This window comes from Streptomyces sp. 7R007 (assembly GCF_054850255.1).
The window spans coordinates 113,331-133,122 of sequence record NZ_JBTWMV010000017.1 but is presented as its reverse complement, the minus strand read 5'-3'; the positions used below and the strand labels follow the sequence as shown (position 1 = coordinate 133,122).

At 73.0% G+C, this 19,792-nt stretch carries 18 protein-coding genes; 14 read left to right on the top strand and 4 right to left on the bottom strand.

Annotation, left to right across the window (positions count from 1 at the left end; all coding sequences use genetic code 11):
* Window positions 1-49 precede the first annotated feature (49 nt).
* From ACYF6T_RS23205 to ACYF6T_RS23180, 6 genes are all read left to right on the top strand, one after another.
* On the top strand, window positions 50-853 hold the full coding sequence (locus tag ACYF6T_RS23205) for a hypothetical protein (protein ID WP_461698726.1): 804 nt from the start codon (window positions 50-52) through the stop codon (window positions 851-853).
* Window positions 854-909: 56 nt separating this feature from the next.
* Window positions 910-1,509, top strand: a complete 600-nt coding sequence (locus tag ACYF6T_RS23200) for a type 1 glutamine amidotransferase family protein (protein WP_461698725.1) — start codon at window positions 910-912, stop codon at window positions 1,507-1,509.
* Complete coding sequence (locus tag ACYF6T_RS23195; protein ID WP_461698724.1) at window positions 1,506-1,964, top strand: MarR family winged helix-turn-helix transcriptional regulator; 459 nt, start codon at window positions 1,506-1,508, stop codon at window positions 1,962-1,964. Before ACYF6T_RS23200 ends, ACYF6T_RS23195 begins: the two co-directional genes overlap by 4 nt.
* Before the next feature lie 88 nt (window positions 1,965-2,052).
* Window positions 2,053-3,957 (top strand): protein kinase domain-containing protein, encoded by a 1,905-nt coding sequence (locus tag ACYF6T_RS23190; RefSeq protein WP_461698723.1) that lies wholly within the window; start codon window positions 2,053-2,055, stop codon window positions 3,955-3,957.
* Window positions 3,958-4,014: 57 nt separating this feature from the next.
* The gene (locus tag ACYF6T_RS23185) at window positions 4,015-5,562 is read left to right on the top strand and encodes a PstS family phosphate ABC transporter substrate-binding protein (RefSeq protein ID WP_461698722.1); all 1,548 of its coding nucleotides are present in this window, start codon (window positions 4,015-4,017) and stop codon (window positions 5,560-5,562) included.
* Between the two features lie 75 nt (window positions 5,563-5,637).
* Window positions 5,638-7,026, top strand: coding sequence for a M20/M25/M40 family metallo-hydrolase (locus ACYF6T_RS23180; RefSeq protein ID WP_461698721.1), 1,389 nt, complete (start codon window positions 5,638-5,640; stop codon window positions 7,024-7,026).
* Window positions 7,027-7,053: 27 nt separating this feature from the next.
* On the opposite strand, the gene ACYF6T_RS23175 is transcribed toward ACYF6T_RS23180, so the two are convergent.
* Together ACYF6T_RS23175 and ACYF6T_RS23170 are read right to left on the bottom strand one after the other, a co-directional pair.
* Window positions 7,054-9,804, bottom strand: coding sequence for a type 1 periplasmic-binding domain-containing protein (locus tag ACYF6T_RS23175; RefSeq protein WP_461698720.1), 2,751 nt, complete (start codon window positions 9,802-9,804; stop codon window positions 7,054-7,056).
* A 182-nt stretch (window positions 9,805-9,986) separates the two neighbouring features.
* Window positions 9,987-10,733, bottom strand: coding sequence for an SLATT domain-containing protein (locus tag ACYF6T_RS23170; RefSeq protein WP_461698719.1), 747 nt, complete (start codon window positions 10,731-10,733; stop codon window positions 9,987-9,989).
* Window positions 10,734-10,984: 251 nt separating this feature from the next.
* Here ACYF6T_RS23170 and ACYF6T_RS23165 point away from each other — a divergent pair, with 251 nt between their 5' ends.
* From ACYF6T_RS23165 to ACYF6T_RS23155, 3 genes are all read left to right on the top strand, one after another.
* Entirely contained in the window at window positions 10,985-11,329 is a 345-nt protein-coding gene (locus ACYF6T_RS23165) for a YbaB/EbfC family nucleoid-associated protein (RefSeq protein ID WP_461698784.1), read from the top strand.
* 94 nt (window positions 11,330-11,423) lie between these two features.
* Window positions 11,424-12,023 (top strand): recombination mediator RecR, encoded by a 600-nt coding sequence (gene recR / locus ACYF6T_RS23160; protein ID WP_030180213.1) that lies wholly within the window; start codon window positions 11,424-11,426, stop codon window positions 12,021-12,023.
* Window positions 12,016-12,675, top strand: coding sequence for a DUF5063 domain-containing protein (locus tag ACYF6T_RS23155; protein WP_461698718.1), 660 nt, complete (start codon window positions 12,016-12,018; stop codon window positions 12,673-12,675). Before recR ends, ACYF6T_RS23155 begins: the two co-directional genes overlap by 8 nt.
* A 266-nt stretch (window positions 12,676-12,941) precedes the next feature.
* Here the strand turns inward: ACYF6T_RS23155 and ACYF6T_RS23150 are convergent, their stop codons facing one another.
* Window positions 12,942-13,676: a TSUP family transporter gene (locus tag ACYF6T_RS23150; RefSeq protein WP_461698717.1), complete on the bottom strand. Its 735-nt coding sequence runs from the start codon at window positions 13,674-13,676 to the stop codon at window positions 12,942-12,944.
* Between the two features lie 59 nt (window positions 13,677-13,735).
* Here ACYF6T_RS23150 and ACYF6T_RS23145 point away from each other — a divergent pair, with 59 nt between their 5' ends.
* From ACYF6T_RS23145 to ACYF6T_RS23125, 5 genes are all read left to right on the top strand, one after another.
* Window positions 13,736-14,143: a hypothetical protein gene (locus ACYF6T_RS23145; RefSeq protein WP_461698716.1), complete on the top strand. Its 408-nt coding sequence runs from the start codon at window positions 13,736-13,738 to the stop codon at window positions 14,141-14,143.
* Between the two features lie 213 nt (window positions 14,144-14,356).
* Window positions 14,357-15,634: an aspartate kinase gene (locus ACYF6T_RS23140; protein WP_461698715.1), complete on the top strand. Its 1,278-nt coding sequence runs from the start codon at window positions 14,357-14,359 to the stop codon at window positions 15,632-15,634.
* Entirely contained in the window at window positions 15,634-16,692 is a 1,059-nt protein-coding gene (locus ACYF6T_RS23135; RefSeq protein ID WP_461698714.1) for an aspartate-semialdehyde dehydrogenase, read from the top strand. Before ACYF6T_RS23140 ends, ACYF6T_RS23135 begins: the two co-directional genes overlap by 1 nt.
* Before the next feature lie 470 nt (window positions 16,693-17,162).
* Window positions 17,163-17,759 carry a SigE family RNA polymerase sigma factor gene (locus ACYF6T_RS23130; RefSeq protein ID WP_461698713.1) on the top strand — a complete coding sequence of 199 codons (597 nt, stop codon included), beginning with the start codon at window positions 17,163-17,165 and terminating at the stop codon, window positions 17,757-17,759.
* Window positions 17,756-18,910: a hypothetical protein gene (locus ACYF6T_RS23125; protein ID WP_461698712.1), complete on the top strand. Its 1,155-nt coding sequence runs from the start codon at window positions 17,756-17,758 to the stop codon at window positions 18,908-18,910. Before ACYF6T_RS23130 ends, ACYF6T_RS23125 begins: the two co-directional genes overlap by 4 nt.
* Here ACYF6T_RS23125 and ACYF6T_RS23120 read toward each other — a convergent pair.
* Window positions 18,883-19,674 (bottom strand): SURF1 family protein, encoded by a 792-nt coding sequence (locus ACYF6T_RS23120; protein WP_461698711.1) that lies wholly within the window; start codon window positions 19,672-19,674, stop codon window positions 18,883-18,885. The genes ACYF6T_RS23125 and ACYF6T_RS23120 overlap by 28 nt on opposite strands.
* Between the last annotated feature and the right edge of the window lie 118 nt (window positions 19,675-19,792).

The window sequence follows — 19,792 nt, the reverse complement described above, 5'->3', positions numbered from 1 at the left end:
CGCTCGAAGAGGGTTCTCGGGGGAGAGCCGTATCGGGGGGTGCGGGCCGGTGGGCATCAGCCTGGCGATGGTGCGCTACATGGACACGGGGGCCTGTCCGCGCTGCGGGGCCCAGCTTCTCAACAGCGCCCTGGCGCTGCTCAACAAGTCGCTGAGCCTGTCGGGGTCGAGGAGTCTGACCGCGTGGGAGAGGACGCGTCTGGCCCCGTCGAGCGCGCCGGTGACCTTCACGCCGCCCAACACGTTCCGGTGCGGGTACTGCCGCCAGACCTGGGAGGTGCGCACCAAGCCCGCCGTGCCTCCCGCCGTGTCCCAGGCCCTCCTGAACAGCGCGCTCGCACAGAAGTCCTCGTGGAACCCGTCTCCCCCCGCGGCCACCGGCCCGCGCACCCTGCTCCCCGGCCAGTTCCGCTTCACCGGCGTCGTGGAGGGCAAGCCCGACGAGGTCTTCGCCCGCACCGAGACGAGGGTCGTGCGCAACGACAGCTCCGGCACGCTGACCGACACGGAGGAGTTCTCCTGGGCCGTGGAGCGCACCGTCACGGTCGAGGATCGCAAGGCCACCATCAAGGGCACCGACGGGAGGCTGACCTTCGCCGGGCTGGCCGTGCTGGGCGGGATGCTCAGCAGCGAGGTGAGGTCCGTGTACGCCGTGACCACCCAGGCCACGCTCTCCCGCAGGAAGACCGTCTCGGTGCAGGTGCCCCCGCACTCGGCGATCGAGATCCAGCTGCACTGGAAGGTCGTACGGCAGCCCGGGATCGGGCGGTTCGTCGCCGGCGGCGCGCGGCTGGACATGCCGTTCGCCGTGGACATCGAGCTGACGGTCGTGCCGTACACGCGGAACGTCTGAGGCCACGGCCCTCGGGCCCCATTGACAGCATGCTGTCGTAGTGACAGTCTGCTGTCATGAGCGTCAAACGTGTGCATCTCGCCGTGTACGACACCCTCGCGGACTGGGAGACGGGGTACGCGACGGCGTATCTGGCGCGGGCCGGGTACGACGTGCGGACGGTGGGGTTGGCAGGGGAGGTCGTCCGGTCCATCGGGGGGCTGGCCGTGCGGCCCGATCTCGCGCTGGGGGAGCTGCGGCCCGAGGACAGTGCGCTGCTGATCCTCCCCGGTGCCGACCTCTGGGACGCCGGCGACGAGCTCGCGCCCTTCGCCCGCACGGCGCGGGAGTTCCTCGACGCCGGCGTGCCCGTCGCCGCCATCTGCGGAGCCACCGCCGGTCTCGCGCGGGAAGGACTGCTCGACGACCGGGACCACACCGGCGCCGTCTCCTTCTACCTGGCCGCGACCGGATACCGCGGCGGCGGACGGTACGTCGAGGCCGACGCCGTCACCGACCGGAACCTGATCACCGCCGGCCCCACCGAACCCGTCGCCTTCGCCCGGGAGATCCTCCGGCTGCTCGGGGTGTACGAGGGAGAGGTGCTGGACGCCTGGTACCGGCTGTTCCACGACTCCGACCCGCAGGCGTACGCCGTGCTGGAGAAGGCGCGGTGAGCCGGCGGCGGCAGGAACTGCTCAGCCGCGCAGCACTCGGCGTCTTCCGGCTCAACGGCCAGTTCCTCGGCGTGGCCGAGGAGTTGGCCCGGCCCGCCGGGCTCACGGCCGCCTGGTGGCAGGTGCTGGGCGCGGTGCTCGGCGAGCCCCTGCCCGTCTCCGGCATCGCCCGGGCCATGGGCATCACCCGGCAGAGCGTCCAGCGCATCGCCGATCTGCTCGTCGACCGCGGCCTCGCCGAGTACCGCCCCAACCCCGCCCACCGCCGCGCCAAGCTCCTCGCACCGACCGAGCAGGGACGGGAGGCGGTCCACCGGATCGACCCGGGCCACGCGGCCTTCGCCGACCGCCTCGCACAGACGGTGGGCGAGGCCGAACTCGCCGCGGCCGTCCAGGCGCTGGAACGGCTGTCCGAGGCGCTGGACCGGCTCGGAAGCGCTGTTACGGAACCGTAGAACCTGCTCGGCCCGCCGCCGTCCGGGCCCGCACTATCGTGGGGATTCGCACGGGCACGTAACGGGGGATGTCGGGGGGAGGCCTGCGGTGGACAAGCTGCAGCCTGGGGATCCGCTGGTGATCGGGGCGTACCGGCTGCTGGCGCGGCTCGGTGCCGGGGGCATGGGGCACGTGTACCTCGCGCGCTCGGACCGGGGGCGTACGGTCGCGGTGAAACTGGTGCGCCGGGAACTGGCCGCCAAGGAGGAGTTCCGGGCGCGGTTCCGGCAGGAGGTGCAGGCCGCGCGGCGGGTCGGCGGGTACTGGACGGCGCCCGTCCTCGACGCCGACACCGAGGCGCCGGTGCCGTGGGTGGCCACCGGGTACGTCGCCGGGCCGAGCCTCCAGCAGGTCGTCGGCCACGACCACGGGGCGCTGCCCGAGCGCTCGGTCCGCATCCTCGGCGCGGGGCTCGCGCAGGCGCTGCGGGACATCCACGCGGCCGGGATCGTCCACCGCGACCTCAAGCCGTCCAACGTCCTGGTCACCATCGACGGTCCCCGCGTCATCGACTTCGGCATCGCGCGCGCACTGGAGACCGTGAGCGACGCCGGCCTCACCCGCACCGGCGCGCTGGTCGGCTCGCCCGGCTTCATGGCGCCCGAGCAGGTGCGCGGCGACCGCATCACGCCGGCCTGCGACGTCTTCTGCCTCGGCTCCGTGCTCGCGTACGCCGCCACCGGCGCCCTGCCCTTCGGCGCGGCGGACAGCGGGGCGCACGTGCTCATGTTCCGCATCGCCGAGGAGGAGCCCGACCTGACGGGCATGCCCGAGGGGCTGGCCGACCTGGTGCGGGACTGCCTGCGCAAGGACCCCGCCGCCCGGCCCTCGCTGGAGCGGATCCTGGAGCGCACGGGAGCCGAGGACACCGTCTCCGGCGGCCGTCTGCGGGACCCGTGGCTGCCGGGCGCGCTGGTGGCCCAACTCGGGCGGCACGCCGTGCAGTTGCTCGACACGGAGGACCCGGAGGGGGCGGAGGTCCCGGTCGCGGCGAGCGCCTCGGACGGGCCGGGCGGGGCCCAGACGGTGCCCGGGCCGGTCTCGCTCGTCAAGCCGGCGGCCTCTCCCGAGCACGCCCCCGCCGCCGACGACGTCCCGGCGGAACCGGGGCCGCCCACGCCGCACCGGCCGACGCAGGTCGCCGGACAGACCCCCGCCGCCCCGCCGGCCACGCCCGCCCACGGCCACCCCCAGCAGCACCCGCACCAGGCCGCCGCCTACGGATATCCGCAGCAGCAACAGCCGGGTGCGTACGGCGCCCCGCCCCAGCCCGCCACGTACGGCTCCCCCCAGCCCCCGCCCGCCTACGGCCACCCCCACGGTGCCTTCGGCTCCACCCCGCCCTACGGCCCCCTTCCGCCCGTCCCGCCCGAACCCCCGCGCCGCGACCGCCGGTCCACCGCCCTCCTGGTCGTCGTCGCCCTGATCGTCGCCCTCGGGGCCGGCGGGTCGGTCTACGCCCTGATGAGCGGTGGCGGCGACAAGGCCGACGACAAGCCCTCCCCGACGCCGGTCACCGGCGCGCCGACGACGCCCGCGCCGACCACCCCGGCGCCGACGACCGGGCAGCCGTCCCCGACCACCGCCTCACCCACCGCCGACGGCGTGATCCCGGCCGCCTACCTGGGCACCTGGACCGCCAGCATCACCAACGCCGACGGCGAGAACACCCGCCGGCTCACCATCCGGCAGGGCCGGGTGGGCGACGCGGTGCTCTCCCTCGTCGCCGACGGCCCCACCAGCAACGGCAGCTACCACTGCGTCTTCCAGGCCACCCTCACCCAGGACCCCGGCGGCGACGGCCCGTTGGAGATGGGGCCCTCCACCGTCACCTCGGGCGCGAAGGGGTACTGCTCGCCGGGCGACCCGACCGAGATCAGCCTGCTCCCGGACGGCAGCCTCCAGCGCCTGAACACCGGCAACGGCGAGCAGCTGACGTACACCCGCCGGTAACCCCAAGTACCCGTCCGCGTAAGCCCGTTGCACCCGTACGACCGTACGGTCCCGTCGGTGGAGTGGCTGAGCGCAGAGAACATCGTCGCCGTCGGCACCGCCGTCCTCGGCATCGTCGCGTCCGGCGTCATGGTCTGGTACGAGCGCCGGGTGCCGCGCCGCAAACGGATCGGCTACCGCGTCCAGATGGACAGCCCCATCGGCGACGACGTGCAGCTGGGCCGCGCCAACGTACGCCTGGGTCTGTTCGACGAGGTCCCCGGCATGAACGACGCCACCCTCGTGCTGATCCGCGTCGAGAACGACGGCTCGCAGGGCATCGACCGCGAGGACTACACCAGCCCCTCGACCCACGGCCTGACCGCGGTCTTCACCGACCGCGTCATCAAGGGCGTCTCGGTCACCCAGCCCTCCGACACCGACCACCTCATGGAGCACTTCACGCCGGAGCGCGGCTTCGGCTACGAGGGCCACACCCTGCGCATACCGCGCGTCCCGCTCAACCGCGGCGACCACTACAAGCTCCTGGTGCTGCTGACCGGCGGCGGGGTGGGCCGCCCGGTACGGCTGAGCGGCGGCATCCGCGAGGGCGAGGTGCACCCCAACCGCAGCGCCACCCCGGACGAGAAGCCGCCCCTGTTCAGCCGGGCCGCCCGTCTGATCAGCCTGATGCTCACGGTCAGCGTGCTGACCCTGGCCACGATCGTCGTCGTCCGCGACGACGACCCGCCCCCGATCGGCTGCGAGACCGGCACGCTGCGGATCACCGGGTCGACGGCGTTCGAGCCGGTGGTGCGGGACCTGGCGAAGGAGTACGAGAAGAAGTGCCGGGACTCCGCCATCACCGTCGACACCCGCGGCAGCGCGGCCGGCGTCAGCGAACTCGCCGCGCTGGGCGCCGAGTCGAAGAAGGGCGCCCGCAACCTGATCGCCTTCTCCGACGGGCCCGCGGCCGGCGCCCCCGGCCGGCTGCGGGGTCGGCGCGTGGCGCTGTCCGTCTTCACACTCGTCGTCAACGACGGCATCCGGCTGCCGGCCCGGGGCCTCACGCTGAGCCAGGTGCGCCGCGTCTACCGCGGCGAGGTGACCCGCTGGAACCAGCTCGACCCCGCCCTGCCCGACCTCCCCGTGATCCTGGTCAGCCGCAACGCCGACTCCGGCACCCGGCAGATCTTCCAGCGGCAGGTGCTCGGGACCTGGGAGCGGGTGCCCAGCACCTCCCTGGACTGCGTGCACAAGGACGACAGCTCGGCACCCGTGACGCGGTGCGAACTCGACTCCACGGAGGCGGTGCTGAGCACGGTGGCGGCGCTTCCCGGCGCCGTCGGCTACAGCGAGTTCACCGTCGCCGACGGCCACCGGGGGCTGCGCACGGTGCCCCTCGACGGGGCCGCGCCCTCGATCGGGGACATCGAGTACGGCAGGAGCGCCTACCCCTACCGGGGCGTCGAGTACGCGTACACCTACGACGACCCGCCCACCGGCTCCCTGGCCGCCGCCTTCCTCGCCTTCGTCAACGAGACGATCAGCGAGGACGTCATCCGCCGCCACGGCCACCTGCCCTGCTCGGCGACGCTGGCCTCGGGGCTGTGCGCGACGGACTGACGGGCGCCCCTCGCCCGCCGCGGGAACGTGTGGGCACCCTTGTGCCGCCGTACGGCCCTGTGGGCACCCTGGTGCATGCGTCCCTCCAGAAGAACGGTCCTGACCGCGACGGCCGCGGCGAGCGCGGCCGCCCTGGGCACGGCGGCTCCCGCGGAGGCCGCCCCCGCGCCCCCGCCGCCGACCGCACAGCCGCCCTCGCGTGAACTGCGCGCGCTGTTACGGGAGATCGACCCGGCCCGCATCGAGGCCACGGTCCGCAAGCTGGTCTCGTTCGGCACCCGCCACACCCTCTCCGCCCAGGACGACCCCGCCCGCGGCATCGGCGCGGCCCGCGACTGGCTGCTGGCCGAACTGCGGTCCCACGCCGCCGCGTCGGGCGGCCGGATGACGGTCGAGGCACAGTCGTACGTCCAGCAGCCCGCCTCCCGTATCCCCACCGCCACCCGCATCACGAACGTCGTCGCCACCCTGCGCGGAGCGGTCACGCCCGAGCGCGTGTACGTCGTCTCCGGGCACTACGACTCCCGGGTCAGTGACGTCATGAACGCCGTCTCCGACGCGCCGGGCGCCGACGACGACGCCTCCGGGGTGGCCGTCGTCCTGGAGCTGGCCCGGGTGCTGGCCCGGCGCCGGCCGGCCGCCACGCTGGTGTTCGCGGCGGTGGCGGGGGAGGAGCAGGGGCTGTACGGATCGACGTACCTGGCCGAGCGGTTGACGGCGGCGGGCGCGGACGTGCGGGGCATGTTCACCAACGACATCGTCGGCAGTTCCACCGCGGACGACGGCACCCGCGACCCGTACACCATCCGCCTGTTCGCCGAGGGGGTGCCCTCCTCCGAGACCCCCGAGCAGGCGGCGATCCGCAGGTCGGTGGGCGGCGAGAACGACTCGGCGACCCGTCAACTGGCCCGGTTCGTACGGGACGTGGCCGACAACGGCGCCACCGGCATGCACGTCCGCGTGATCTACCGGCGGGACCGCTACCTCCGCGGCGGCGACCACATCCCCTTCCTCGAACGCGGGTACCCGGCGGCCCGGTTCACCGAGCCGGCCGAGGACTTCGCGCACCAGCACCAGGACGTCCGCGTCGAGGACGGCGTCCGGTACGGCGACCTGCCCGAGTTCTGCGACTTCGCCTTCACCGCGCGCGTCGCCCGGGTCAACGCCGCCGCCCTGTGGACCCTCGCCCAGGCCCCGGGCACCCCGCGCGGCGCCAGGATCGTGACCACCGCCCTGACCAACTCCACGCGGCTGGTGTGGACCCGCGGCCCGGAGCCGGACCTCGCCGGGTACGAGGTCGTCTGGCGGGAGACCACGGCGCCCGAGTGGACGCACGTGATCCCGGCCGGAGACGTCACCTCGTACGAGGTGGACCTGTCCAAGGACAACGTCTTCTTCGGCGTGCGGGCGGTGAACCGGACCGGCCTGCGCAGCCCGGTGGCCTTCCCCGACCCGCAGTCCTAGCCGGTCCGGTCCCCGTCCCGGGCGGTGTCACCGCGTGCAGGGTGCGCCCTGCGTGCCGCTCTGCACGCCCTGCCGGTACGCCCCGCACGCCTCGGCCACCAGCGGGCCGTCGCCCGACTGGCGCAGCAGGACCAGCGTCTTGTCGCGCGGCGGCTGTTGCACCCCGTTGTCGTAGGAGACGTGCCCGGTCGCCCCGTCGAAGGTGATCCCGCTGCGCAGCGCGGTGAGTATGGCGCTGGGAGCGACGTCGCCCTTGTCGGACAGGGCCATCTCGGCGGCCTTCGACAGCACGTGGAAGGCGTCGTAGGCGACGGCCGAGTGCCCGTCGTCGCGCCACGGGTCGTCCGTCACCGGGCCGGGGACGAAGGCGTCGTACTCCGCCGCGAACTGCTTCGTCTTGTCGTCGGCCCGCGAGTCGTTCGCGGGCAGCCGGTGCGCGGAGTAGTACAGCCGCAGCCACTTCTTGTCGTTGAACGCGCCGGTGAGAGCCACGTTCGTCAGCTCGTTGCCGCCCAGCACGGTCACGTCGCGGTGCGTGCACGTGCCCTCGGTGTCCAGGGCGTCGACGAAGGCGGTGAAGTCACGGGCGCGCGCCGACCAGTAGACGACCGTCGGCTCGCCCCCGCCGAGCGCCGAGCAGACGCTGTCGGCGAGCACGCTCGGGCTCGTGATCCGCGGTGTGTCCGAGGGCGGGCCCGAGAACGCGCCCTCCTGCGAGAAGTCGATCATGTCGGTGGAACCCGCGAACTCCTTGCGGAACCGGCCCGCGAGGCTGCTGCTGTAGAGGTCGCCCGACGTCTCGATCACCACGGCGTGCCGCGCCCGCTCACAGCTGCCGGACCCGGAGCGTGCGACGACCGGGAACCCGCTCGCGAAGTCCGCCTCGATCCTGGCCTCGGTGCTGTTGAGCGGAGTGAAGGGCCAGTAGTTCGAGCTGACCTTCATCTCGTCCGCGGTCGCCGTCGTGCCGATGACGGGAAGCTCGATCTCGTCGAGGATCTTCAGGGCGTTGCGCGTCGACGTCTTGCTCTGCGCGTAGCCGAGGACGCCGACGACCTTCTCGTAGTCCTTGCCGAAGGCGTTGGCCTTGATCTGGGCGACGAGCTTGCGGGCCTCCTGCTCGGCGTTGACGAACCCCTTGCCGGTGGAGCGCACGTCGACGCGCAGCGGGACCAGGGAGTCGTCGGAGACCGCCTGCTCGTTCAGGTCGCGCTGCCACATGGCGATGCCGCGCAGCTCCGGGATGGTGCCGTCGAAGAGCGTCTCCTGCTCGCTGGCCGGCACGCCGGAGCCGAAGGCGACGACGGTACGGACGGTGCGGCCCTGGGCGGCGAACCGCTCGGCGACCTTGTTCTGCTCGGCGATCTCGGCCCGCATGTCGTCGTACCACTGCCTGGGCTGGAGGGAGACGTGCCGGGCGTACTTGGTGCCGCCGGGGGCGCGGTCGCCGCCGACACAGGCGCTGGAGTCGTGCGTGCCGGCGAACTCCGTGCCGCCCAGGCCGAGGAGTACGGCGGCCAGGGCCAGCGAGGTGCCGCCCGCCACGCCCGCCGTCACCGTGCGCCCGCCGAGCCGGTAGGAGGTCGGGGAGCTCGGGCGGATGTAGAGCCCGTCGCGGGTGAAGGGCTCGTCGTTCAGGCGCACCAGCACCGGGCCGCCGACCGCGCGCTCCTGCGTCTGGATCAGCCGCCCCGCCTGCCGGAGGCTGCTCTCCTGCGGCGCGCCGAGCTCGGCCAGCAGCTGCGGCGAGGGCCGGCCGACGGCGATGACCAGGGGGCCGGGCGCCTGCGTGGTGTGGGCGCGCTCCTGGTGGAAGGCGCGCAGGAAGCGCTCGACGGCCTGCACGCCGGGCCTGCCCGGCCGGGGCAGGGGGACCAGCAGGACGGGCCGGGCGGTTCTGCGGCGGCGCACGGGCAGCACGCCGCCGACGGCCGGTCTCTTCATGTCCTCCAGCAGGGCGCGGGTGAGGAGGTGCTCCAGGGCGTTCAGGGACTCCTGGTGGCGTTCGTGGTCGAGGTCCAGTCTGAGGCGGGGCATCTGCCGGTCGGCGACCTCGTCCATCACCGCGAACACCGTCTCGGTGCCGCCGGTCATGCCGAGCACCTCGCCCAGCCAGCGCTGCCGGCCCTGGCCGAAGGGGCGCCGGGAGCGCACCATCAGACCGGTCTTGCGGCGCTCCCAGCACCAGCGCGGGAAGGTGCGGGTGATGCCGTGCCAGAGGGAGCCGAGCAGCCAGCCGCGCAGGCCGCCCGCGGGGGGCGCCTCGCTGCCGCCGAGCGCCCACAGGAAGACCTGGAGACGGCCCTCGCGGCGCTGCCGGCGGTGGGTGCGCAGCTGTTCGTGGGCGTAGTCGCGCAGGACGCCGGCGCCCGGGGCCCGGCCCTGCGCCGCGTGGTCCCTTATGTAGGCGACGCAGTCCCACAGCGGCCAGAAGCCGGGGAAACGATCCGGCTTCATGTGCTTGGGCAGACCGAACGTGAGCTGCCGGGCCGCGGTCCCGCTGAGCAGGTCGGCGTCCTGGGCCGCGGTCGGCAGGGCGTACGGCACCAGCTTCTCGTCGTGCCGGCCGCGCAGGGCGCTCTCCAGCTCGCCGAGCACGCGCCGCACCCGGGCGTCGTACTCGGCGTCCTCGCCCTGGACGTCCAGGATCACCAGTGGCGGGGTGTGCGCCAGCGCCTCGCGCTCGGCCGGCGCGACCACCTGCCTGAACTCCCGTACGAAATCGTCGGCGCCCTCGTCGTCGGGAAACCCGCTCGGCGCATTGCGAGGCACTGCCATCGCGACCTCTCCCCCTGTGCCATGTCGCTGGGCAAATGACCTTGCCCACAGTGGAGTTGAGTAAACTAACGGGTCGCGCCCGGGGTGGTGGCGATATCACGCGAAGCGCGCGAAAACGCCATCTTTCGCCGCCGCTTTCCGCCGGCGGACCCCGTATCCCGGTGGTACGGCGCGCCTTGCCGTCACCTCGGCTCCGGCGGGCGCTGGCGGGGCATGTTGGGGCGGGGGTTGCCGTTCGGCGGGGCCGGGAAGCGGCCGTGGCCCGGGGGGTCCTGGCGGGCGCCGGCCGGGACCGCCGACTGGATTCCCATGGGCGCCGAGCCGGTGCGGAACTCCACCATCCAGTCGGCCGTCTCCGTGCGCACCAGCTCCGTCACGTCCTCGGAGAACCGCCGCAGCACCCCCAGGCACCGCTCGGCCGCCTCGCTCGCCGTCCCCTCGGCCGGCCCCAGCACCTCCCGCACGCTCTCCGAGGCCCAGTCGAACTGCAGCACCTGCAGCCGCCGCTGCACGGCCTGCGCCGTCGCCACGTCCCTCATCCAGCCGGACGTCACCCCGAAGAACCGGTCCACCGCCACGCACGCGACGGCGAGCAGCAGCGCCAGATACCCCCAGGGCGCGACCCCGCCCAGCGCGCCGGTGAGGTCCAGCAGCGGCAGCGCGGCCCCGGCGACCGCCCCCGCCGCCGCCCCGGCCCGCAGCGCCCGCGCCCCGCGCCGCTTCCACACCCGGTCCGCGAGATACCAGGACGCCGTCTCCAGCGCCCCGCGCTCCACCCACCGGTACAGCTCGTACAGCCGCTCCGCGGGCTCGCCCCAGTCCCCGAGCGGGAAGGCCCGCCCGGCCAGATCGCCCGGCCGCAGCCCGGCCGCGCCCTCGCCCCGCCCGTCCTGAGGCGGACCCTCGGGCTGCATCTCCGGCTGACCCACCCGGCACTCCCTACTGATCCCGCACTGATCACAGACGCTCACGTTGCGTGACATCCCGTGCCGACGCGGGTCCCTTCCTACCGCCCAATGGGTGGCGAAGACATGCCTTTCACCTGTTTTCCGCCCGCAAGAGGGGTTTGATCAGGTAGGGGAGTCGCGGCGATCTCACTCGAAAGAGTGGCGGGGCGAGGGCAGCGCTGAACACGTAGGCTCGTGCACAACGGATGAAACGACGAAACCAGGAGCTGATCGTGATTCCCGGTGGTGGCCAGCCCAACATGCAGCAGCTGCTCCAGCAGGCCCAGAAGATGCAGCAGGACCTGCAACAGGCGCAGGAGGAGCTGGCGCAGACGGAGGTCGACGGGCAGGCGGGCGGCGGCCTGGTGAAGGCGACCGTCACCGGCGCCGGCGAGCTCAGGGCGCTGAAGATCGACCCGAAGGCGGTGGACCCGGACGACACCGAGACCCTCGCCGACCTGATCGTCGCGGCCGTCCACGCGGCCAACGAGAACGCCCAGACGCTCCAACAGCAGAAGCTGGGACCGCTCGCCCAGGGCCTGGGCGGCGGCAGCGGCATCCCCGGCCTGCCGTTCTGAGCGCCGCGCTTTTCCGCGCGGCCGCGGCTTCATAAGAGGGGGCGCGGCCAACTACCGTACGTACCGTAAGGAACCCCAGGAAGGACGGCAGTCCGTGTACGAAGGCGTGGTCCAGGACCTCATCGACGAGCTGGGGCGGCTGCCCGGCGTCGGTCCCAAGAGCGCGCAGCGGATCGCCTTCCACATCCTGCAGGCGGAGCCGACGGACGTGCGGCGGCTCGCGCAGGCCCTGATGGAGGTCAAGGCAAAGGTCCGCTTCTGTGCGACGTGCGGGAACGTCGCGCAGGAGGAGCTGTGCGGCATCTGCCGCGACAGCCGCCGCGACCCCTCGGTCATCTGCGTGGTGGAGGAGCCCAAGGACGTGGTCGCCATCGAGCGCACCCGCGAGTTCCGCGGCCGCTACCACGTGCTCGGCGGCGCGATCAGCCCCATCGAGGGAGTGGGCCCCGACGACCTGCGTATACGAGAACTTCTCGCGCGGTTGGCCGACGGGACGGTCACGGAGCTGATCCTGGCGACGGACCCGAACCTGGAGGGCGAGGCGACCGCCACCTACCTCGCCCGCATGATCAAGCCCATGGGCCTCAAGGTCACCCGCCTGGCCAGCGGCCTCCCGGTGGGTGGCGACCTGGAATACGCGGACGAGGTGACCCTCGGCCGCGCCTTCGAGGGGAGACGACTCCTAGATGTCTGACGCCACGCTGCACGCCACGACGCAGGACCCGGACGACTTCGCGGTCCAGATCGCGGACCAGGTCGAGAGCTTCCTGGTCGCCGTCACGGAGGTCGCCAAGGGCGACGAACCGGGCTCGGCGGTCCCCTTCCTCCTCCTGGAGGTCTCCCAGCTCCTGCTGGCCGGCGGCCGTCTGGGCGCGCACGAGGACATCGTGCCGGAGGAGCGCTACGAGCCCGACCTGGGTCCGGAGCCGGACGTCGACGAACTGCGCGAGAACCTCGCCCGCCTCCTCGACCCGGTCGACGTCTACTCGGAGGTCTTCGACCCCTACGAGCCCCGCAAGGCGCCCGTGCCGGCCCGTATCTCCGACGACCTCGCGGACGTCATCACCGACCTGCGCCACGGCATGGCCCACTACCGCGCGGGCCGCATCACCGAGGCGCTGTGGTGGTGGCAGTTCTCCTACTTCTCCAACTGGGGCTCCACCGCCTCCGCCACGCTGCGCGCCCTGCACTCCGTCCTGGCCCACATCCGCCTCGACCAGCCCCTGGCCGAGCTCGACGGCCTCGACACGGACCAGGGCATGGGCGACGAGACCCTGGAGTTCGAGGCGGGCAAGGTGATGGCGGAGGAGATCGGCGGACCGCTGGGAATGATCCCGGGGAAGTGACGCCACGCCGGGTTCCGGGGCGCCGGCTGCCGGCCACCGCCGGCCCGCTCCCGCGCCGGGCGCGGTCGGCACGCAGCACATCGAGAACCTGACGCTCCACGTCGCCCCGCCCCGCCGGGGCACACGCCCCGTGCCGCGTCCGTCGAGGCGCCGAGAGGACTGACGAACCTGCCCGAGCGGCCGGCTGTTCGTGGGCCGGGAACGCGAACCAGCCCTGCCGGCAGCCCCGGACGCCCGGGCACTGCGCGACGGTTGACCCCCCTCGTTCACAGCCCCCAGATGCCCTTGCCCGCCGCCGTCACCCCGCCCGTCAGGGCGAGCAGCAGGACGAGCAGGCGGGCTCGGTTCTCGGGGGTGCGGGAGGCGAGGGTTCTGCCGATCACCCCGCCGAGGGCCATGGCCGCGATGACGGCGGTCCACTCGGTGCCGGTCAGCTCCGGCAGCCCGTTGGACGCGACGGAGAAGGCGTTCACGACCACGCCGTAGAACATCGCGTTCGGCACGAACTCCCGTACCGGCCAGCCCGCGTTGACGGCGTACAGGGACATCGGCGGGCCGCCCACGCCCGCCGCCGCGTTCATGAAACCGCCCACCGCGCCGGCGGCCACCGCGCCCCGTCCGCCGCGCAGGGCCGGCACCCGTCCGCCGCGCAGGACGAGCAGGACCGCCACGGTCACCAGGCCGCCCATCACCAACAGCAGGACCGGCTGGGGGAGCCGGCGGGTCAGCCAGGTGCCCGCGGGCACCGTGCAGGCCGCCGCCAGGCACAACGGCACCATCGCGGAGAAGCGCACGCGCCGCAGTCCGCCCGCCAGGCCGGCCAGACAGATCGCCCCGGCCGCGCAGTTGGCGAGGACCACCCCCTCGGCCGGCCCGAGCAGGAGCGCGAGAGCGGGCACGGCGACCAGCGCGAACCCCATGCCGGTGAGCCACTGCACGGACGAGCCGAGCAGCACGATCGCCGCCAGCAGTACGTCACCGGCCCACCCGCTCGTCGTCATGGTCCGGCATCCTCCCCGAACCCCTGCCGCCCGGCCACCGGCGACGCGATGATGGGCGTATGACGAGACGGTCGAGGGCGTTGACGTGGACGGGGACCGGGCTCTGCCTCGCGGGCGCGGCGGGGCTCGTCGTCGGGGGCCTGCTCGACGTCGGCGCGGCGGATCCCTGGGCGAGCGTGGCCGGCGGCGCCGCGGGCCTGGTGGGCCTCGCGCTCACGTTCTACGCGCTCATGGCGGGCCCCGCGGCCCCGGCCCCGGCCGCGGTCACTGTGTCGGCGGGTGGCGAGCGGTCCATCGCGGCGGGCGGCGACATCGGTACGGCGGTGACCGGGAACGGCGTGACGGCGGCCCCCGCTCCCGCGCCGCCCGCGAACCCCACGCCTCCGGCACGGGACGTCACCGCCTCCGGGGAGCGTTCGATCGCAGCCGGGGGTGACATCGGCTCCGCGTCGACCGGTGACGCATGAGCGACGCGTCGGGGAAGCGCGATCGCGGCCGGGGTCGGCGCTGCACAGGGGTCTCTGTGAGCCGTGGCACTTTCCGAGTGCCGACGGCCCGACAGGGGCAGGTGCCATCCGGAGCGGGCGACCGGGAAATCTCACCATGCGATACCGCAGAAGGGATTTTCGGACGCTCGTTAAACTGAGCCGACCGCAGTACATACCGAGCGAGGAGCGCACGTGGGCCTTGTCGTGCAGAAGTACGGAGGCTCCTCCGTAGCCGATGCCGAGGGCATCAAGCGCGTCGCCAAGCGGATCGTGGAAGCGAAGAAGAACGGCAACCAGGTGGTTGTCGTCGTTTCCGCGATGGGCGACACGACGGACGAGCTGATCGATCTCGCCGAACAGGTATCCCCGATGCCTGCCGGGCGTGAGTTCGACATGCTGCTGACCGCCGGAGAGCGGATCTCCATGGCCCTGCTGGCGATGGCGATCAAAAACCTGGGGCACGAGGCCCAGTCGTTCACCGGCAGCCAGGCAGGCGTCATCACCGACTCGGTCCACAACAAAGCCCGCATCATCGACGTGACGCCGGGGCGGATCCGCGACTCGATCGACGCCGGCAACATCGCCATCGTCGCCGGGTTCCAGGGCGTCAGCCAGGACAAGAAGGACATCACCACGCTCGGCCGCGGCGGCTCCGACACCACGGCCGTCGCGCTGGCCGCCGCCCTCGACGCCGAGGTGTGCGAGATCTACACCGACGTCGACGGCGTGTTCACCGCCGACCCGCGCGTGGTGAAGAAGGCGAAGAAGATCGACTGGATCTCCTTCGAGGACATGCTGGAGCTCGCCAGCTCCGGCTCCAAGGTGCTGCTCCACCGCTGTGTGGAGTACGCCCGCCGCTACGACATCCCGATCCATGTGCGCTCCAGCTTCAGCGGCCTGACGGGCACCTGGGTCAGCAGCGAGCCGATCGAGCAAGGGGACAAGAAGGTGGAGCAGGCCATCATCTCCGGTGTCGCGCACGACACCTCCGAGGCCAAGGTCACGGTCGTCGGCGTGCCGGACAAGCCGGGCGAGGCCGCCGTCATCTTCCGCGCCATCGCCGACGCCGAGATCAACATCGACATGGTCGTGCAGAACGTGTCGGCGGCCTCCACGGGCCTGACCGACATCTCCTTCACCCTCCCCAAGACCGAGGGCCGCAAGGCCATCGACGCCCTGGAGAAGGCGAAGACCGCGATCGGCTTCGACTCGCTGCGCTACGACGACCAGATCGGCAAGATCTCCCTGGTCGGCGCCGGTATGAAGACCAACCCGGGCGTCACCGCCGCCTTCTTCGAGGCGCTGTCCGACGCCGGTGTGAACATCGAGCTGATCTCGACCTCCGAGATCCGCATCTCGGTGGTCACCCGCGCCGACGACGTCCCCGAGGCCGTGCGCGCCGTGCACACCGCCTTCGGCCTGGACTCCGACACGACCGAGGCGGTCGTCTACGGAGGCACCGGACGCTGATGTCCCAGGCCGGACGGCCGACACTCGCGGTCGTGGGCGCGACCGGAGCCGTCGGCACGGTCATGCTCCAGATCCTGTCCCAGCACGCGGACATCTGGGGCGAGATCCGTCTGATCGCCTCGCCGCGCTCGGCCGGCCGCAAGCTGGCCGTGCGCGGCGAGCAGGTCGAGGTGACGGCCCTGTCGGAGGAGGCCTTCGACGGGGTCGACATCGCCATGTTCGACGTGCCCGACGAGGTCGCCGCGCGCTGGGCGCCCGTCGCCGCCGCCAAGGGCGTGGTCGTCGTCGACAACTCCGGCGCCTTCCGGATGGACCCGGACGTGCCCCTGGTCGTGCCCGAGGTCAACCCGCACGCGGCGCGCCGGCGTCCGCGCGGGATCATCGCCAACCCGAACTGCACGACGCTGTCCATGATCGTCGCCCTGGGCGCGCTGCACGCCGAGTTCGGTCTGCGCGAGCTGGTCGTCTCCTCGTACCAGGCCGTCAGCGGGGCGGGCCGGGCCGGCGTCGAGACCCTGCGCCGGCAGCTGAGGCTGGTGGCCGGCACCGAACTGGGGACCAGCCCGGGTGACGTACGGCGGGCCGTCGGGGACGACACCGGGCCGTTCCCGGAGCCGGTCGCGCTGAACGTCGTGCCGTGGGCCGGGTCGGTGCGCGAGGACGGCTGGTCCTCGGAGGAGATGAAGGTACGGGACGAGTCCCGCAAGATCCTCGGCCTGCCCGGTCTGCCGGTCGCCGTGACCTGCGTACGGGTACCGGTGATCACCACCCACTCGCTGACCGTCCACGCCCGCTTCCAGGGCGAGGTCACCGTCGACGGGGCCCGCGAGATCCTCGCCACCGCCCCCGGCGTCGTCCTGTGCGACGACCCGGCCGCCGGGGAGTTCCCCACCCCCGCCGACGTGGTCGGCACCGACCCCACCTGGGTGGGCCGGGTGCGCCGCGCGCTCGACGACCCCACGGCCCTGGAGCTGTTCGTTTGCGGGGACAACCTGCGCAAGGGCGCGGCGCTCAACACCGCGCAGATCGCCGAGCTGGTGGCGGCCGAGTTCGGCTGAGGCGGGCCGGACGGCGGACTTGTCGTACGCGCTTGTACGTACCGGAAAACTCCTGGCCAGTCCGGGATCACTTTGTAGGATCTGGAGGAAAAGTGTGAGCCGGTCGATGGTCCACACCACTTGATACGGGCCCCTTCGGCATCCGAAGATTTCCCTCCCCGCCTTTCGCAACCGCGCGAAGGGCGGGGAGCGTCTTTGCGAACGCCCTCCAGGGGGTCGCGGGGACGCCGGCCGAGGCGTGGGGACGCCTCGGTCGTTCAGGACACAGCGGAAGAGCGGGTAGGCATGAGGGCGTTTGACGCACGGTCGGTTGCGCTGCCTGGTGCGAGACGGACGGGCCGCGGGCCCTCCGTCGGGAAAGTGACGCCCGGCGCGTACAACCCTGACGGGGGGCGGCGTGTCCAACTGGCGTGGCTCAGGTTCTCGACTTCCCTGCCGCGGCACGCGGCGGCGCGGCACTACGACCCCGCATGCCCGGCGCGCCCGGCGGCATGCCGGTGATCGCGCCCATGCCCGCAGCGCGGCCCGCCCGCATACCGAATCAGCGCGAGGGCGCCGATGACATGGTGGCGGCCGGCACCACCGTCGACCACCTGACCGAGACCTACCGGGCCCACTACCGCTCGCTGCTCGGTCTCGCGGCCCTCCTCCTCGACGACACCGCCTCCTGCGAGGACGTCGTCCAGGAGGCGTTCATCCGCGTGCACTCGGCGCGCAAACGGGTCCGCGACCCCGAGAAGACGCTCGCCTACCTGCGGCAGACGGTCGTCAACCTCTCCCGCTCGGCCCTGCGCCGCCGCATCCTCGGGCTGAAGCTGCTGTCCAAGCCGATGCCCGACATGGCCAGCGCCGAGGAGGGCGCGTACGACCAGCTGGAGCGCGACTCCCTCATCAAGGCGATGAAGGGGCTGCAGCGCCGCCAGCGCGAGGTCCTCGTGCTGCGCTACTTCGCGGACATGACCGAGGCCCAGGTCGCCGACACGCTCGGCATATCGCTGGGCTCGGTGAAGGCGTACGGCTCCCGCGGCATCGCGGCCCTCCGGCTCGCCATGGAGGCACCGGCATGAACCGCGACGTCGAGGGACCCGACTCCCACGAGCGGCACGAGCCCTTCGCCTGGCACGAGCCGACGGGCGGGCCCACCCATGACGACACGCACTCGCACGCTGGGAACGGAACTGTGAACGACGGCCCCGACGACCAGAGCCTCGACGGGCTCGACTCGGACGAGCTGGCACTGCGCAGGATGCTGCACCAGGCGGTGCAGACGGTGGAGCCCCGCGACGGTGCCCTGGAGCATCTGCAGCGGGCCGTGCCCGCCCGGCGGGCCCGCAAGCGGCAGGCCGTCGTCGGCATGGCGGCCGCGGCCCTCTTCCTCGGCACCGCCGTCCCGGCCCTGGTACACGTCTCCAACGCCACCGGCTCCGACGTCAACCCCTCGGTGGCCGGCCAGGCCTCGCAGGCCCAGGGCGGGGCGAACCAGGGAAAAAACGCGGACGGCAGTGAGAGCACGGCCGGCGGCAGCTCCGGCGCGGCCCAGGACAGGCCCGGCGGCACCGCCAAGGGCGACGGCAAGGGCAGGAGCGGCGATCCGGGCACGGGCAGCGGCACCGGCACCGGCCCGTCGGCCACCAGCGCGGCGAACGCGCCGGTGTGCACGGCCGCCCAGCTCGGCTCGGTCACCGAGTCCACCGACGCGCCCGACTCCGTGGGCACGGTCTACGGCACCTTCGGCATCAGCAACGTCTCCTCCGCCGCCTGCACCGTCGACGCGCCCGGCACGGTGAGCGCGACCGCGCAGGGCGCCGCGGACGCCACCAAGGTCAACGTGGCCCGGCATGTCGCCGGCGACGCGGCGGCCGGCCTGCCGGACCCGTCCACCGAGGTCGCCTCGCTGGTGCTTCAGCCGGGAACGTCGTACCAGATCAAGTTCGCCTGGGTGCCCTCGGCGACCTGTCCCGTCGGCGGCGACACGGGCGGCACGGACACCGGCGGCACCACCGCCTCGCCGAGCCCGTCCCAGGACACGACCACGTCCGGCTCCACCGGCACCGACAGCAGCGGGGTGACCACCCAGCTGATGACGGAGGACGGCACCCAGGACGGCAGCGTCGTGGTGACCAACACCACCGAGCAGGGCTCGCCGTCGGTCTCGGCGACCGTCTCCGACGCGTGCGCGGGGACGGTGTACTACACGGGAGTGCTGGCCGGTTCCTGATCGTCCTGCGGCACCAGCCCCATCGCGGCGTCCCGGGCGAACTCGGCCTCGCGCCGCACCAGCCGGAACCACATGAACACCACGAACCCGGCGAAGACGAACCACTCACCGGTGTAGCCGAGGTTCTGGAACGCCTTCAGGTCGAGCCCGCTGTCGGACGGCGCCGTCGCGGGCACGGCCTTCATCCCCGAGTCGCCCTTGTCCAGGGTGATCCACGCGTCGTACACGTCGTACGGCACGAGGTTGACCAGCGAGGCCGCGCTGATCGCCGCGGTCTGCCCGGCCGGCAGCCCGCCCTGCGCGCTCACCCCGTTGTCCCCGGGCGTCTCGGAGGCCTGCAGCGCGCCGGTGACGGTGACCTCGCCGGCCGGCGCGGCGGGCGCCTTCGCGGCGTCCGCGGTCCCGGGCAGCCAGCCGCGCACCACCGGGAGCGCCTTGCCGCCGTCGACGCGCAGCAGCGTCAGCACGTAGAACCCGCGCCGGCCGTCCAGCTCACGGCCCGGAACCAGCAGCTGCCTGCCGTACCGCCCGGTCGCGGTGACCTGCTTGCCGGAGGTCGCCTTGTCCACCGGCAGCAGCTCGGCCAGCGGGCGGGCCGCCTCGTGCCGGTCGGTGCTGATCTGCTCGGTCGCGTCGCGGTGTTCCTGCACCCGGTCCTCGAACCGGCTCAGCTGCCAGGACCCCATGAAGACGCAGAAGGGGATGGCGAGCAGCACGAAGACGTTGATCCCCCACCAACGGGGCGTCAGCAGAAACCGGTACACGCCTTCCACGGTACGGGGCGGGCGCGCGGGGCAGCGGCGCGGGGTTGGGAAACGGGGCCGACCGGGCGCGGTGGGGCCGGTTCGGGAGGGCGCTTGGTAAGCGGGTGGTAGAAGTTAT